Annotated in this window: 16 protein-coding genes; 12 read left to right on the forward strand and 4 right to left on the reverse strand. The window is 34.7% G+C overall.

Annotated elements, in window-relative coordinates:
* Positions 1 to 187: 187 nt before the first annotated feature.
* Both AAGD44_RS05160 and groL read left to right on the forward strand, forming a co-directional pair.
* Entirely contained in the window at positions 188 to 475 is a 288-nt protein-coding gene (locus AAGD44_RS05160) for a co-chaperone GroES (protein ID WP_341763680.1), read from the forward strand.
* 29 nt (positions 476 to 504) lie between these two features.
* Positions 505 to 2157, forward strand: coding sequence for a chaperonin GroEL (gene groL, locus AAGD44_RS05165; RefSeq protein ID WP_341763681.1), 1653 nt, complete (start codon positions 505 to 507; stop codon positions 2155 to 2157).
* A 753-nt stretch (positions 2158 to 2910) separates the two neighbouring features.
* On the opposite strand, the gene ruvX is transcribed toward groL, so the two are convergent.
* The 3 genes from ruvX to ssb all read right to left on the reverse strand — a co-directional run bounded on the left by ruvX (position 2911) and on the right by ssb (position 5189).
* Positions 2911 to 3381, reverse strand: coding sequence for a Holliday junction resolvase RuvX (gene ruvX / locus AAGD44_RS05170; protein ID WP_341763682.1), 471 nt, complete (start codon positions 3379 to 3381; stop codon positions 2911 to 2913).
* 444 nt (positions 3382 to 3825) lie between these two features.
* The gene (locus AAGD44_RS05175; protein ID WP_341763683.1) at positions 3826 to 4683 is read right to left on the reverse strand and encodes an alpha/beta hydrolase; all 858 of its coding nucleotides are present in this window, start codon (positions 4681 to 4683) and stop codon (positions 3826 to 3828) included.
* 62 nt (positions 4684 to 4745) lie between these two features.
* Positions 4746 to 5189 carry a single-stranded DNA-binding protein gene (gene ssb / locus AAGD44_RS05180; protein WP_341763684.1) on the reverse strand — a complete coding sequence of 148 codons (444 nt, stop codon included), beginning with the start codon at positions 5187 to 5189 and terminating at the stop codon, positions 4746 to 4748.
* A 104-nt stretch (positions 5190 to 5293) separates the two neighbouring features.
* On the opposite strand from ssb, the gene uvrA reads away from it, so the two are divergent.
* The 10 genes from uvrA to AAGD44_RS05230 all read left to right on the forward strand — a co-directional run bounded on the left by uvrA (position 5294) and on the right by AAGD44_RS05230 (position 15891).
* Positions 5294 to 8158, forward strand: a complete 2865-nt coding sequence (gene uvrA, locus AAGD44_RS05185; RefSeq protein ID WP_341764688.1) for an excinuclease ABC subunit UvrA — start codon at positions 5294 to 5296, stop codon at positions 8156 to 8158.
* A gap of 56 nt (positions 8159 to 8214) precedes the next feature.
* Entirely contained in the window at positions 8215 to 8907 is a 693-nt protein-coding gene (queC, locus tag AAGD44_RS05190) for a 7-cyano-7-deazaguanine synthase QueC (RefSeq protein ID WP_341763685.1), read from the forward strand.
* 463 nt (positions 8908 to 9370) lie between these two features.
* Positions 9371 to 9919 carry a GNAT family protein gene (locus tag AAGD44_RS05195; protein WP_341763686.1) on the forward strand — a complete coding sequence of 183 codons (549 nt, stop codon included), beginning with the start codon at positions 9371 to 9373 and terminating at the stop codon, positions 9917 to 9919.
* A gap of 279 nt (positions 9920 to 10198) precedes the next feature.
* A complete protein-coding gene (locus tag AAGD44_RS05200) occupies positions 10199 to 10630 on the forward strand; it encodes an ApaG domain (RefSeq protein WP_341763687.1) in 432 nt (143 codons plus the stop codon).
* A 159-nt stretch (positions 10631 to 10789) separates the two neighbouring features.
* Positions 10790 to 12544, forward strand: a complete 1755-nt coding sequence (locus tag AAGD44_RS05205) for an ABC transporter ATP-binding protein (protein WP_341763688.1) — start codon at positions 10790 to 10792, stop codon at positions 12542 to 12544.
* A 48-nt stretch (positions 12545 to 12592) separates the two neighbouring features.
* Positions 12593 to 13633, forward strand: a complete 1041-nt coding sequence (lpxD, locus tag AAGD44_RS05210; protein WP_341763689.1) for a UDP-3-O-(3-hydroxymyristoyl)glucosamine N-acyltransferase — start codon at positions 12593 to 12595, stop codon at positions 13631 to 13633.
* Positions 13623 to 14060, forward strand: coding sequence for a 3-hydroxyacyl-ACP dehydratase FabZ (fabZ, locus tag AAGD44_RS05215; protein WP_341763690.1), 438 nt, complete (start codon positions 13623 to 13625; stop codon positions 14058 to 14060). The genes lpxD and fabZ overlap by 11 nt, the downstream gene beginning before the upstream one ends.
* 2 nt (positions 14061 to 14062) lie before the next feature.
* Positions 14063 to 14878 carry an acyl-ACP--UDP-N-acetylglucosamine O-acyltransferase gene (gene lpxA, locus AAGD44_RS05220; RefSeq protein WP_341763691.1) on the forward strand — a complete coding sequence of 272 codons (816 nt, stop codon included), beginning with the start codon at positions 14063 to 14065 and terminating at the stop codon, positions 14876 to 14878.
* The gene (locus tag AAGD44_RS05225) at positions 14862 to 15683 is read left to right on the forward strand and encodes an LpxI family protein (protein WP_341763692.1); all 822 of its coding nucleotides are present in this window, start codon (positions 14862 to 14864) and stop codon (positions 15681 to 15683) included. The genes lpxA and AAGD44_RS05225 overlap by 17 nt, the downstream gene beginning before the upstream one ends.
* Positions 15684 to 15714: 31 nt before the next feature.
* On the forward strand, positions 15715 to 15891 hold the full coding sequence (locus AAGD44_RS05230; protein WP_341763693.1) for a hypothetical protein: 177 nt from the start codon (positions 15715 to 15717) through the stop codon (positions 15889 to 15891).
* 34 nt (positions 15892 to 15925) lie between these two features.
* Here AAGD44_RS05230 and AAGD44_RS05235 read toward each other — a convergent pair whose 3' ends face one another.
* The gene (locus AAGD44_RS05235) at positions 15926 to 16819 is read right to left on the reverse strand and encodes an IS3 family transposase (protein WP_341763476.1); all 894 of its coding nucleotides are present in this window, start codon (positions 16817 to 16819) and stop codon (positions 15926 to 15928) included.
* Positions 16820 to 16825: the final 6 nt, after the last annotated feature.

Consider the following 16825-nt stretch of genomic DNA (forward strand, 5'->3'; position numbering starts at 1 on the left):
CCTCCTTCCCTTCAAGCCGGTGATTTTCTTAATCTTACTAGATAATCCTGGGTAAGAATAATTATTTTTATTTAGTATTGAGATGTAGAGACTTAAAAATTTTTCTGTAACTCTCTTGAACTGTTATAAATTAGGCCTATATAGAATATACATTTAACAAGTAATAAATATAAATATGGAGGTGAAGATGTCGTTTAGACCATTATATGATAAAATCGCAATAGAGCCAATTCAACAAGACGAGAAAACTCAGGGGGGCATTATTATTCCTGACACAGCTAAAGAAAAACCAATGCAAGGTATAGTAATAGCAGTGGGTAAGGGAATTAGGAGCGAAGACGGTACTATTCAGCCACTTGAAGTTAAAGTTGGAGATAAGGTGCTCTATGGTAAATGGGCTGGCACTGAAACGAAAATTAATGGGCAAGAATTGATCATCATGAAAGAAAGTGATGTGATGGGAATAATTAGTTAACAATTTTATTTAAAGGAGAGAATATTAATATGGGAGATAAAATAATAACACACGGTGCAGCTGCACGTGAAGAAATATTAAAAGGAGTTGAGCTTGTAGTTAAGACTGTAAGAGTTACTCTAGGTCCAAAAGGCAAAAATATTGTTATTGAGCAATCTTACGGGGCCCCAAGAGTCACTAAAGATGGTGTGACTGTGGCAAAAGCGATTGATGTAAAAAACAAAGAGCAAAATCTTGGAGCTCAGTTAGTAAAATCTGTCGCTAGTAAGACTGCAGATGTTGCTGGTGATGGAACAACTACTGCCACTATTCTAGCACACGCCATTGGTAAAGAAGGGTATAAAATAGTAGCAGCTGGTGGTAACCCTATGGATATAAAACGTGGGATAGAAACAGCGGTTAATATAGTAGTAGAAGCAATTAAAACCGTAAGCAAAAAAATTAGTAATCAAGAAGAAATTGAACAGGTGGCAACTGTATCAGCAAATCATGATAAAGATGTTGGTACAAATATTGCTATTGCTATGGCAAAAGTTGGGAAAGAAGGCGTCATTACTGTAGAAGAAGCTAAAAATTTCAGTTTTGAAGTAGATGTAGTTGAAGGAATGATGTTTGATAGAGGATATTTATCTCCATATTTTGTTACTAATTCCGAGAAAATGATCACCGAGCTGGAAAACCCATATATTTTACTAATTGAAAAGAAATTATCCAATTTACAGCAAATGTTACCTGTACTTGAAGCAGTACTACAATCAGGCCGTCCCTTACTTATTATAGCTGAAGATGTGGAAGGGGAAGCGCTAGCGGCGCTGGTGCTAAACAAATTACGTGGTGGGTTAAAAGTAGCTGCAGTTAAAGCTCCTGGATTTGGTGATAGAAGAAAGCTCATGATGGAAGATATTGCTATTTTAACATCGGGACACCTGATTACTGACGATTTAGGGATGAAGCTTGAAAACGTGAATATTAGTATGCTTGGTACTGCTAAGAGAGTAAATATTTCTAAAGAAAATACTGTTATAATTGACGGTGCTGGTAATAAAGCAGATATTGAATCACGTTGTTCACAAATTCGTAACCAAATTGAGGAATCTAGCTCTGATTACGATAAAGAAAAACTACAAGAACGCTTAGCTAAACTTAGTGGTGGAGTTGCGGTATTAAAAGTTGGCGGTGCCACTGAAGTAGAAGTTAAAGAAAGGAAAGACCGGGTAGAAGATGCTTTGCATGCTACTAGAGCTGCTGTAGAAGAAGGAATTGTTGCAGGAGGCGGGGTCACCTTATTTTATGCTGCTAGAGCTTTAGATAATGTAAAAGGCGCTAATGAAGATCAACAAGCCGGTATTAACATCGTGAAAAAGGCATTACAAGCTCCAGTAAGGCAAATTGCTGAAAATGCTGGAATGGATGGGGCTGTTGTTGTTGGTAAACTTATGGATAGCCAGGACAAAAATTTTGGCTTCAACGCCCAAGATATGGTTTATGTTGATATGATCAAAGCTGGAATTATTGATCCTACAAAGGTTGTACGGACAGCGTTGCAAAATGCTGCCTCAGTTGCTTCCCTAATAATTACCGCTGAAGCTATTATTGTTGATGACGCATCTGATAAGGAGAATTCTGCTATGCCACGTGGTGGCATGGGAGGTATGGGTGGCATGGGAGGTATGGACTTCTAGCTTATATATAGTCACTTAGGTTGAATTAGATACTAGGCGCTAGGAGTGAAGCCTAGGAGAGACTAGGTAAGCGACGAGCAACAACGTAGTTAGTTTAACCTAAGTGACTATATTTCCTCTTCAAGAATTGTTTTTACATTAGACCTCTTCCCCAATTATGCAAGAAGTCTAATGTAAAAGTGCTTTTAGTATAGCTTATGTCATTATGATATATTATATACTGCTTGTACTTCAAGAATTGGATTTTATTTTAAATGGCGAGCGCGCAGCGTACATGTCAGTACGTGAGCACGTGAATCCATGATAAAATAAAAAAACAATTTTTGAAAGACGAGTAGTATACACGATAGTACGCGGGAAGTATAGTATAGTCACTTAGGTTAAACTAGCTACGTTGTTGCTCGTCGCTTACCTAGTCTCTCCTAGGCTTCACTCCTCGCGCCTAGTATCTAATTCAACCTAAGTGACTATAGTCATGCATACTTGAAGCTAAATATTCTGTATATACTCGGTGAATTTCAAGAATTGGCGTCGTCGTGCTCTAAAGATCGAGGCTGCTCATGTACCTTAGTACGCTGCGCTGCGCGACTTTCACACTCCTAGCTCTTCTTGAAGTCGACCTTCGTCTACCACCTCTTCATTTATGAACAGTATACACCTTAATAGACTATGCTATATGCCTCTTGCATTATTTAGCAACAAATGCTTATATTAATTCTTATGAAACTATCCTTATAGGCAAATTGGATTATTCTAATAAAGAAGCTTCTGCATAGAATTCAAAGTAGTTTCTAAAAGCATGCTGGCAGCTATTGCATCGTCTTTATTATTACGTTCTCTTCGGTTAAAGCCTAGAGATTTCAATAAACTATTGGCGGCTTTGGATGAAAGCCTTTCATCTTGGAGATAAATTGGAAGCTCAGTAGCAAGATTTAAGGTATCAGTAAATTTTAGTAGAATTGTCGTCTGCTCGCTAATTGTTCCATCCATATTAATTGGTAAGCCTATAACTATTCCACAAGCTAAGCAGCTAGTAGCTAAATTTAATATTGCTTTAATTTTTTCTTTTTTATCAATTTGATATATAGTATTAAAAGGCATAGCTATAATCTTGCCTGGGTCGGAGAGAGCAAGCCCTGTTTTCCGCATGCCATAGTCAATTGCTATAATTGGTTTATTAATTTGTAATAGTGCTTTAAATTCTAGGAGAGTTTTTGTAATCATGCTAGCTTAGGTTAATATCTATATAATTAATATCTAATACTATTTCACAGAACCTAATTAGTTTTGGGAAATGGTATTAGATACTGCTCGTGCCTCAAGAACCTTACAAAAACAAACCTTCCTCGAAAGTTGAGTAGTATGCTCGAATGCTCTCCAGACTTAGATTTGAAAATGAATGACAAAGGAGTAAGGTCAGTACAAAGGTATAACATAGACCATTAAGGTACGTATAGAATATTTATCTTCAAGTATCTATGACTACTATACTTCCCCGCGTACTATCGTGTATACTACTCGTCTTTCAAAAATTGTTTTTTTATTTTATCATGGATTCACGTGCTCACGTACTGACATGTACGCTCCGCGCGCGCTCCACCCCTGGCAAATAAAATCCAACTCTTGAAATCCATTGCGTATATACTATTTTGCTCCCCTATGAAGATTTTAATCACAAGTAAGTTTAGTCTTTAGCACATCCTTCCATACCGATTCCCACCCTATAGTGTGAGTGATGCCAGGAAAAACTTTAAAGCGCACACACGGCGAAGCACTGGCAGCTACATAAGCGTTAGGGATGCTGCTTGGTACTGTTAAGTCTTTATCCCCTGCAATATGTAGCTGAGGGATGTTATTTATTACCTTAGCGTATTTAATAGGATTTAAGGATTCCTTTAAAGCATATACTTCATGGTGCCGACTAAATCTTTCAATATCCAGATTGCCGGCTATAGTGATTATATTCTGAATATTTTTATTGCGAGCTGCAACTAATATAGCAACGCCTCCCCCTCCTGAGAAACCAATTAAACTAACTGGCCTATTATTACTTATAGCTATTATCGCGGTATTAATTGATTCTATAACTTCTTCAGACAACCTTTTATCTACCCAGTAATCTGAGATACATTTAGGGTTCAATTCAACTGGAGTATATTGACAAGGCCGAGCAATGTAGATTATATTAGGCCTAGGATCAAGGGAAGCCAGTTTTAATAACATCACTTTAGAAGGGGTAGGATTACTAGCAATAGCATAATGCCCTGAAGTTATACTACCGTCTCCCTCAATATAGACTATATATGGGCTATATTTATCTGTGATGCGTTGATAAGTTGTAAGAACAAAACTTCCAGCTGGAACTAACTTTTTTTCAAAACTATTGAATGAGGCTACTTTTTCTGCCTCTTTAATTCTAGTCTCTATATTTGCAGCACAAGCAGCCAAAAATAAAGGACCCAGAATAAGTAATAATATATTTACACCTTTTAGCACGGCTGTTTCTAATTTTTTTTTATAATTCATTATATCCCTACACAAAAATTAGATTTTTTAAGAAGTTATGGAATTCTTAAAAAACAACAAGCTTAAAAAGGTATTTCATCATCTAAATCACTATGGTCAAAATTATTACTAGAATTTTTTGGGGGTAAAGCTTCCGAATTGTTGCTGCCACTTCCTTTGGAATCTAACAGAATAAATTGTGAGTTAAAATTTTGTAATATTATTTCAGTGGTATATTTTTCTTGACCTGAATTATCTAACCATTTTCTTGTATGAATGCTTCCCTGCAAATAAACCTTCATACCTTTTTTAGCATAATTTTTTATCACCCCTACTAAACTTTCATTAAATACTACTACTCTATGCCACTCTGTTTTTTCTTTTTTTTCTCCAGTAACCCGGTCTTTCCAAGTTTCAGAAGTAGCTATGCTAAAACTTACTATTTCTTTACCATCATTTGTTTGTCTAATTTCTGGATCGCGCCCTAAATTTCCTATTAGTGTTGCTTTATTTAAACTACTAGCCACAGTTTATTGCTCATTTTTATGAATATAATTATTGCAATAATAATTTAAAACAACCTATAATGCTACAGGTTTTTTAAAAACCTTACAATAATTTATAGAAAATAATTATGCAAGAATATATTAAAGTTCGTGGTGCTAAAGAACATAATTTAAAAAATGTTAATATTGATATACCAAGGAATAAGTTCGTAGTCATTACAGGGCTGAGCGGTTCTGGTAAATCTTCACTAGCTTTTGATACTATTTACGCAGAAGGGCAACGTAGATATGTGGAGAGCCTATCTTCTTACGCCAGACAATTTTTACATCTTCAGAGTAAGCCTGATGTTGAATCAGTTTCTGGTTTATCTCCGGCCATCGCTATTGACCAGAAGACTACCTCTAAAAATCCCCGTTCTACAGTGGGCACCATAACTGAAATTTATGATTATTTGCGGTTACTATTTGCAAGAGTGGGAGTTCCTTATTCACCCGCGACAGGTTTACCAATAAAAAATCAGACTATATCTGAAATGGTAGATGCTATTAAAGAAATGCCTAAAAATACCAAATTATATATCTTAGCTCCAATTATAAGAGGGCAAAAAGGGGAATTTAGACGCGAAATTCTTGAGTTAAAAAAGCAAGGTTTTAGCCGAGTTATAGTCAATAATGAAATATATGAGGTGGATAACCTTCCAAAATTTGATAAAAATAAAAAACATAATATTGAAGTAATAGTTGATAGGATTACTCTAGAAGAGAATTTAGGTAATAGACTGGCAGATAGTATAGAAATTTCTTTAAAGCTAGCAGATGGCATTATTTATGTTCAGATAGTTAATATTCCTGAAAATGAGAATACAAAATTTACTACAGGACAAAGAGTAATTTTTTCTGAAAAATACTCTTGTCCTGTTTCTGGCTTTCAAATTACTGAAATTGAACCAAGAATTTTTTCATTTAATAGCCCGTTTGGAGCCTGCCCCAAATGTGAAGGTATAGGAAAAGAATTATTTTTTGATAAAGAATTAATTATTCCAGATGTAAAAATTAATATTAAAGAAGGGGCAATAGCTCCTTGGGGGAAAATATCCTCGAAGCTATTTTTAGAAACTTTAAAAGCCTTATCCGAACATTATAACTTTTCATTAGACACCCCTTTTTCACATTTATCAAAATCAGTACAGGATATATTACTCCATGGATCAGGTGAAGATATTATTACCTTTCAATATCATGATGGTTCAAAATCCCAAATTATACAACAACCTTTTGCTGGAATCATACCTAGCTTAGAAGAAAAGGAACGTAAAGCAGATTCTTCTTTAGTAAAAGAAGAATTATTAAAATACAAATCAGAACATAAATGCATAGCTTGTCAGGGCTATAGATTAAAAGAAGAATCTCTATGTATTAAAATTGCTGATATGCATATAGGACAAGCATCAAGCATGAGCATTTTACAGCTCCAAAAATGGTTTAATAGCTTAGATAACCAATTAAACAAAAAACAAATGACGATCGCTGAACGCATATTAAAAGAAATTAAAGAAAGATTACAGTTTCTTATGAATGTCGGGCTCGATTATCTTGATTTAGCTAGAGAATCTGGTACATTATCTGGAGGAGAGAGTCAACGTATTCGCCTAGCTTCACAGATTGGTTCAGGGCTTAGTGGAGTCTTATATGTACTTGATGAGCCGTCAATTGGTTTACATCAGCGGGATAATGCCAGATTAATAGAAACCTTAAAAAAATTGCGAGATCTGGGTAATACTGTGCTGGTGGTGGAGCATGATGAAGAAACTATGTACGAAGCAGATCATATTATAGATGTGGGGCCTGGTGCAGGTATTCATGGGGGGCAAATAATAGCTCAAGGAACAATTGAAGAGATCAAAAATACTGAAGGCAGCATAACAGGAAGATATTTAAGCGGAAAACAATTTATTGCTGTCCCAAAAGTTATTCGCACCCCTCCCCATCCTGGCAAAGTAATAAATTTAAATGGTGCGTCCTCTAATAACTTAAAAAATGTTAATATTACAATACCTTTAGGTAGTTTTACGGCTATCACCGGGGTCTCCGGTAGCGGCAAATCTAGTTTAATAATTCAAACTTTATATAAAGCTGCTTTAAAATATTTAGAGCCATCTGCTAAAATTTCTCCAGGAGAATATCAGTTAATTACAGGGCTGGAATATATTGATAAAGTGATTGATATTAATCAATCACCAATAGGTCGAACTCCACGTTCTAATCCAGCAACTTACACCGGCTCTTTTACTCATATTAGAGATTGGTTCGCGGAATTACCGATGGCAAAAGCGCGTGGGTACAAAGTAGGTAGGTTTTCATTTAATGTCAAAGGTGGTCGTTGTGAATTATGTCAGGGAGATGGTTTAATAAAAATAGAAATGCATTTTTTACCTGATATCTATGTAAAATGTGATGTTTGTAATGGTGATAGGTATAATAGAGAAACTCTAGAAATTAAATATAAAGACAAATCTATTGCTGATGTTTTAATGATGACCGTTGAAGATGCAATGATTTTTTTTGCTACAGTACCTCTAATTTATGAAAAACTTGTTACTTTAAATGAAGTAGGACTAGGCTATATAAAAATTGGCCAATCAGCTACTACGTTATCCGGAGGAGAGGCTCAAAGAGTAAAACTAGCAAAAGAATTATCAAAGCGTTCAACGGGTAAAACTTTATATATACTTGATGAACCTACTACAGGTTTACATATAGATGATATTAATAAGCTACTTAAAGTATTACATAAACTAGTTGATATGGGAAATACTGTGTTAGTTATTGAGCATAACTTAGATGTTATTAAAACAGCAGACTATATTATAGATGTAGGGCCGGAAGGAGGCGATAAAGGCGGGAAAATAGTAGCGGCTGGTACTCCTGCAGATATTGCTGCTTGCCTAGAAAGTTACACTGGACATTATTTAAAAAATTATTTAACCTAAATTTAATATAAGGGCACTTATGGGTTATATAGACAGCAGGTTAAGCAGGAATTAGGATGAAAAAAGCTATAGTTTTAGTTAGTGGTGGTGCGGATTCTGCTACTGTATTAGCGATCGTACAGCAGAAAAATTATGAGATTCATGCTATAAGTTTCAATTATGCTCAACGCAATAACATTGAGCTAGAAAAAGTTCATAAGTTAATTAAAAATTATAATGTTAAGCAACATAAGATTATAAATATTGATTTAGGGAGTTTTAAAGGCTCCGCTATGCTTGAGCCTGGGATAGAAGTACCAAAATACCAGAACGCTAGTGAGATCAATATGGACATACCTATCACTTATGTACCAGCACGGAACACTATATTCTTAAGCTATGCTCTTGGCTTTGCGGAAGTAATAGGAGCTCAGGATATTTTTATAGGAGTGCATGCAACTGATTATGCGAACTACCCTGATTGTCGCCCTGAATATATAGAGGTTTTTCAAAAACTTGCAAATTTGGCAACCAAAGTAGGAGTACAAGGAGGAAATATTGTCATTCATGCTCCATTAATCAATATGTCAAAAACTCAAATTATTAAAGCTGGTTTAGATTTGAAGGTAGACTACTCTAACACAATTTCTTGTTATGACCCTTCAGATGAAGGCTTATCTTGTGCTACCTGCCATGCATGCTTGGTAAGAATTAAAGCTTTTAAAGAAAATAATGTAAAAGATCCTATTAACTATACTCCTCTGCTATGATTTTGCTGCTAGGCGCGATGGTAGAGCCTATGATAATAGGCTCGCTATTTGCGCAACAGACTTCTTGCATAATTAACTTATGCTAGGGAATTTGTAGGAGACACGGCACCTCGACCCACAGCGTACTAATATGTAGGTGAGGATTCGAGTACCGGATCGACGCACAAATTACCAGCATAAGTTAATTATGCAAGAAGTCTAACGACGCATGCAAATTCATATAACGAGGAGTATATACTGCTCGTAACTGAAGAGTTGGTATACGATAGAATCAACTTCAAGAAGAGCTAGGAGTGTCAAAGTCGAGAAGCGCAGCGTACAGTACGTGAGCATCGCAGATCTTTAGGGCATGACGACACCAATTCTTGAAGTTCACCGAGTATATACACTATAATTCTCTTCTATAGCAGAGAATATGGTGAACTCATTTGAGGAAAATTTTCGCAAGATTTAAGACTTAAATATGTTTAATCACTCTTTATATTATCAATTCCCGATATTAGACCTTGATGATATTGTACTTAGAGAACTATCTACTGATGACGCTGAAGAATATCTGAATTACATGATAAAACCTGAAATGTTGCCTTTTTTAACGGATAATAATATCCCTAAAAATATTGCACAAGCTATTGAGGAAGTAAAATATTGGAGTAGCTTATTTCGTAATCGTAGAGGTTTTTATTGGGCTATTGCTCTTAAAAGTAATAATAAGCTCATCGGAACGGCAGGTTTTAATAGCGTTTCGACAATACACCTTAAGGCAGAAATAAGCTATGATCTTGACCCAGCATATTGGGGTCGAGGAATTATGTTAAAATCTATTAAAAATATTTTAAAATTTATCGGATATGCGGGTGTAGTACGTATTCAAGCAACTGTAGTAAACGATAATATTCGTTCAATCAACCTGCTTGAGAGATGCAACTTTACCAAAGAAGGATTACTTAAAAAGTATGAAATTATTCAGTCTGCTCACCGAGATTATTATCTATATGCAAAAATAAATTAGCACTTATAGCCAAAGTGATTTACAGAGAATTTTTATCGAAAAATAGTAGAAAAGAAAAATAGACTTCCTGTATAAGTCGAGAATAGTTAAGGGATTTTTAAGAAAAACGAAGCTAAGCCGAGCTGTGAACAAGGATGCAGCTTAGGAGCGCGGGCAATTTTGACGACAAAATCACCAACTAGATCGACTTATGCAGGAAGTCTAATAGTAGAAATTTTGTGGGAATAGTTTGTTATATTTTAAAAAATTTAACAAACAAAATTTGAGGGGGAAAAGGGAATGAAAAATATTTACAAGCCAAATAATAAAAATAACCTTTTAGTACCTCAAAGCCCAACGGAGGTAAAGATTACAGCCCAATCTACTTTTGATCACTTAAGTTCTAATATTAAAGAGAGTATATTTGTCTGGCTATATCATATTACAGTAGATAATTATACTGCTAATAATATTAAACTAGTTAGCGGGCGCTGGGAGATTTTTGATAAATATGGAAAGGCAGAACTAGAAGATAAAGCCTTAATTAATAACCCTTATATTATAAAAGCAGAACAATCGTTTGAAGGAACAAATATTATCCGTTTATTTTCAGATTCTGGGTTAATTTATGGAAAATATTTTTTTCTAAATTTAGAAACTCATGAAGAGTTTTATGTGAACATAGAGGCGGTATCCTTGGATAATATAGTAGAAGAAAAAAGGTGGAACTAGGTGCTGGGAACATTTCTATATACTTATTTACGTATAGCCAAAGTGATTTATAGTCAATTCAGGAGAAGTTGGTGACACTTGAATTGTTTTTCCTTAGAATTCTCTCGAAACTCGCATCGCGCAGGGAATTTATCAGGAGTAATATTTGGTAGAAACAAGATGAATAAAAATAAAGAGCTACGGTTATATTTGTATTCTTTCGCCCAAAGGTATTGGCTATACTTGTGCGGGCTCGCAGTAGCAGGAGTTTTTGGCGCATTATTTAAAATGTTTGTTAATTATCAAACCAGGGAGATTATTAATATTATTGTCCAAAGCCCAAAAAATGATGTTACAGCAGCTATTTTATTATTTATATTTTATCAAATAATGCATCATATGGTCTATTTTGTTAGTAGGTTATTTGATATGAAGTATAAACCGCTAATTCTTGCCGAGCTAATTGAGAGCATGTATATTAAAACAATGAGTCATTCTCTACATTGGTTTGATTCACATTTGTCTGGAGAAATTGCTAATAAAATTACTGATTTTCAGGATAGTATTTTAAGCCTAATTAATAAATTAGTTCAGACGTTAGTACATCTTGCAGTTATTATATTTGGGATAATATTTCTATTCACAGTCAACAGTATAGTAACAAGCGTCTTAATCATTTTTATTATTGTATATGTACCAATATTGTCAATTTTGTTAAAAAAACAAATGCAGCTTCAAGGTAGATGCGTTAAAGCTAAGCAAGAAGCAGTAGGTATCATAAACGATTCTATTGCTAATGTATTTGGTATTAAGATTATTAGTAATGTATGGAGCGAACTCCAGCTTAAACTTATGCCTGCCCTTAATAAATGGAAAGACTGGGATAAAAAAACTAAATATTATGATGCTTATTATGTAGACCTTGTAGATACTATTTTAGCTGTCATTATGATTGCCGCTCAAATATTTTTGTTAGTATATTTATATCAAAATGGTCAAATTACTGTTGGAGATTTTGCATTTGTTGCTACTACTACCCTTATGATACATGGAGAAGTAGGATATTTATTAGATAATATCCTATTTTCTATTAACCCTAAAATTGCTACTATTCAGGTTTCTTACAATTTTATTAATGCTATATCGGATATAGTAGATAACACAAATGCTAAACTGCTTCCTCGTGTTAAAGGCGATATTACCTATGAAGAGGTAACATTTAGCTATATTAAAGGGACAAATATATTTGAAAATCTTTCTCTACATATCAAAGCAGGCGAACGAGTGGGTATAGTAGGAAAATCTGGGGCTGGTAAAACGAGCTGGGTCAAATGTTTATTAAGGTATTTTAATTTACAAAAAGGACGTATTCTAATCGATGGCTATGATATCTCAGAAGTAACGCAAGAATCTTTAAGAAGCAATATCGCAGTAATACCGCAAGATATTACAATGTTTCATCGTAGTATCCTAGAAAATCTACAACTTGCTCAATATGATGCTACTTTAGAAAATATTCAAGAAGCTTGCAAAAAAGCAAGAATACATGATGATATCGAGCGTATGCCGCATGGCTATCATACAATAGTGGGAGAACGAGGGGTAAAGTTAAGTGGAGGGCAAAGGCAAAGAATTGCCATTGCTAGAGCTATTCTAAAAGATTCTCCTATTCTTATTTTAGATGAAGCTACATCAGCCCTAGATTCTTCTACCGAACTGCTGATCCAAGAATCTATTAAAGCCATTTTAGAAACTAGGAATGCTACTACAATAGTGATTGCTCATCGTTTATCTACCCTTTTATATATGGACCGAATCTTAGTATTTGAGCATGGTAAAATTATTGAAGAGGGAAGCCATCAGGAATTGTTGATTCAAAATGGAAGTTACAAAAAACTTTGGGAGTCTCAAGTCGGTGAATTTATAGCGAATTAAATAAAAAAAGTAAATTTCTTCTTCCGTATATTTTATAGAAAAATAACTATGAGCAATTCACAATTTTATCAGAAAACTTCTCCTTATAAATTAGCAGAAATTATTAAGTTGATAGGTAAAGATTTAGTGTCATTACCTACTAACTATGAGGATATATTAATTCATGATATTAAATCCTTGAAAGAAGCAGGAGCGCAGGATATCAGTTTTTTAATTAATAATAAATATCTCCCCCAGCTTCACGAAACTAGCGCCGCTTGTTGTATTGTACCAGCTAATATAGTATATCCTTCTAGTAATAGGACAATTTTATTAAAAGCAAAAAATCCACATTTTGTTTATACTACCCTAGTTAATTTGTTTTATAAGCCAATCAAACACTATCCCAGGAAAATTATGCCCTCTGCTTATATAGCAGAGACGGCCACCATAGGGGCTAATTGTTATATCGGTCATAATGTAGTTATTGAAGATAATGTGGTAATAGGAGATAATTCTATTATTGAATCTGGGACTTTTATAGATTATGGAGTGACAATAGGGGATAGAGCCATGATATACTCCAACGTCTCTATAAGTTATAGTATAATTGGGGAGGATGTTGTAATATTACCTGGCGCAAGGATTGGGCAGGATGGCTTTGGTTTTTCTACAGAAAATGGAATACATTACAAAATTTTTCATACAGGTATAGTAAAAATAGGCAATAATGTAGAAATAGGAAGTAATACTACCATTGATAGAGGAACTCAAAATGATACTATAATAGAAGATTTATGTAGGATAGATAATTTAGTACAAATCGGACATAATGTTATAATAGGAAAAGGTTCTATTATTGTGGCCCAAGTAGGGATCTCTGGTAGTACAAAACTAGGATCATATTGTGCTCTTGGAGGACAAGTGGGGTTAGCGGGGCATATAATAATAGGAGATAAAGCGCAAGTAGCAGCACAAGCAGGGGTGATGCAAGACGTACAGCCCGGTAGCGTAGTAGGAGGATCCCCTGCTCTGCCAATAAAAGAATGGCTTAGACAAGCAGTAATATTAAAACAGCTGGCAAGCAAAAGAGTAAAAAATGAAAATTAATATTATAGAAATTATGGAGATGTTACCCCATCGCTATCCATTTTTATTAATAGATAGAGTAGAGGAGTTCAAACTTAATGAATCAATTGTGGGTATTAAAAATATCACCTTTAATGAACCACAATTTACCGGACATTTTCCTAATAAACCCGTAATGCCTGGGGTGCTCATTGTAGAAGCTATGGCGCAGCTTTCTGCTATTTTAATAGCAAAATCAATGGATTCTACTAAAAATAAGGATGTATTCTTTATGTCGATCGAGGAAACAAAATTCCGAAAAATTGTGGAGCCTGGAGACACCTTATATATCTATGCTAAAATAGAGCAAAATAGAGGTTTTGTGTGGAAATTTTCCAGCTATGTAAAAGTTAATGACCAGGTAGTAGCAGAAGGCAAATTTACTGCAATGGTTAAAGATAGGAATTGATAATGTTAGTCCCCTACATACATCCAACAGCTATTGTAGACCCAAAGGCGAGAATTGGTAAAAATGTAAAAATAGGCGCCTTTTGTACTATAGGCCCCAAGGTTATCTTAGGAGATGATGTTGAGCTAAAATCTCATATAGTTATAGAAGGCAAGACTCAAATCGGGGCTAATACCCTTATATACCCATTTGCCTCGCTTGGGCAACCTCCACAAATATTTAAGTATGCTGGAGAAGAATCTGAGACTATAATTGGAGAAAATAATATTATTAGAGAATATGTTACTATTCAAGCTGGTAGTAAAGGCGGCGGTATGGTAACAAGCGTGGGTAATAATTGTTTATTTATGGTGGGGGTACATATAGGGCATGATTGCATAGTAGGAAATAATGTGGTATTTGCCAATTATGTTAGTTTAGGGGGGCATGTTAAAGTAGGGGACTTTGCTATTATTGGTGGGCTCTCTGCAGTATTGCAATTTGTGCGTATAGGAGAACATTCTATGACCGGAGGTTTATCAGCAGTAGTAAGAGACTTAATCCCCTTTGGCCTAGCTGCAAGTGAAAGAGCAACGCTTGAAGGGATAAATTTAGTAGGTATGAAAAGACGGGGGTTTGACCCTACCCAAACTCTAGAGGCAGTCAAAGCGGTAGATGAAATATTTACTGGCGAAGGCGTTTTTATTGATAGAATTGAACTAGTTTCAAAAAAATATAAAGAGAATATTATTGTAGAGCAAATCATCAATTTTCTAAAGCAGGATAGCAGCAAAGCATTTTGTCAACCAAAAGCAGCTCAGCATGGTAAGTCAGACTAGTAAGGAAAACTTGGTTGGAATTATAGCAGGAGAGGGAAATTTACCCATATTACTAGCAAATAATTTTATCCAGCAAGGCAAGCAGTGCCATATTGCAGTTTTATCAGATAAAGTAGATTTAATATCATATAGGAATTTTTCATATCAGATTTTTAAAATTGGCATGGTTGGGGCGATAATTGAATATTTTCATCAACATAATGTGAAAGATATAGTACTTGCTGGCGGAATCAAAAGAGTAAATCTACGGTCTATTAAGGTAGATTTGATAGGTTCCCTATTATTAGCTCGTATATTAAAGCAAAAATTTCTAGGAGATAATAAGCTATTAAGCGTAATAATAGCTTTTCTGCAGGAAAAAGGCTTTAATATAATATCTTACTATGAAACCTTAAATGCTAGTACTGAAATTATTACTCTCGCCTTACCTTCAGCACAAGATTTACTAGATATAGAATTAGGAAGAAAATTATTAAATAATATAAGCGCTGTAGATGTAGGGCAGTCAGTGGTTGTAGAAGATGGATATATAATTGGGATTGAAGCAGCAGAAGGAACCGATAGTTTAATCACAAGATGTGCGGCTTTACGTAAAAAATCTGTCGGGGGTATATTAGTTAAAGGAATGAAAAAAGGGCAAGATACTAGAGTTGATATGCCTACGATAGGCCTCAAGACCATTCATAATCTTATTAATAATCACTATAAAGGATTAGCATTAGAAAAAAATAAGGTAATTATTATAGAGCCACAGTTACTTATAGAATCGGCTAATAAATATGGACTTTTTATTCATAATATGTAAACAGATTTTATAAAAATAAATATTTATTAGAATGATATGTGTAGGAATTACTGGTAGTTATGCTTCGGGGAAGACTTTTCTATTAAACTGTTTAGCTAAGTTAGGTTTTAACACTTTTTCTTCTGATGAATATATTAGAGAATTATACAGCCAGCCAAAAATACAAAATATGGTTCTGGCTTTACTTGAACTGCGCCCCTATGTTTAGACCAAAAAAGCTTTAAATAGAGAGACTATTATTTTCATAAACTATCTACAAAAATATTATTTTTATAATTTTGTAGCTGTTGTGGTAATAGTGGAATTGTGGGTAAGTCGCAAGACTTATCCATAAATCCACTATATATCTCAAACGGCGTTTTGTACTCCAAAGCCTGATGGGGCCTTTGATTGTTATACCAATTCAACCATTTCGGGATATTATTTTTCAACTCTAAAACTGAAGTACACCGGTATAAATACGACCCCTCATACTTAAACGATCGCCATAAACGCTCAATATGGGCATTATCGTTACACCTGCCTTTGCCCGTCATGCTGATGCTTATGACGCATCTCCTCAATTCATTAATCCAATCCTCGCTGGTAAACTGGCTACCTTGATCACTATTAATTATCGACGGCTTCCCATATTTAGCTATAGCATCTTCTAACGCTAGCAAACAGCTCTCTGTATTTAAACTATTTGATAAACGATATCCTACTACTAATCTAGTATAAACATCGATTAATGCAACCAAATACATAAAACCACTTTGTACCCTTAAATAAGTGATATCCACCTGCCATACCTGATTTGGCTTTATAACCTCTAACCCTGATAGCAAATATGGATAAATAGCTTCTTTTAGGTTTCTTTTACTTGTATTAATCGAAGGGTAAATTGCTTGCAAATTCATTAGTTTCATCAACCTCCTGACTTTTTTGCTGTTAACAATTACCACTTCTCTCCTAAGTATCGCCGTTATTCGCCGGTAACCATATATCGGATAATTACTATAGATCTCAACTATTCTATTACTTAAATAATTATCTTGATCCTTCTCCGAATCCTTGTAATATAGGCTGGAGCGGTTCAGATTCAATAGCTGACTTTGCCGACGAACACTTAAATCTTTATAATCCTTATCTACCATCACTTT

This window comes from Candidatus Tisiphia endosymbiont of Beris chalybata (assembly GCF_964026555.1).
Classification (GTDB): domain Bacteria; phylum Pseudomonadota; class Alphaproteobacteria; order Rickettsiales; family Rickettsiaceae; genus Tisiphia.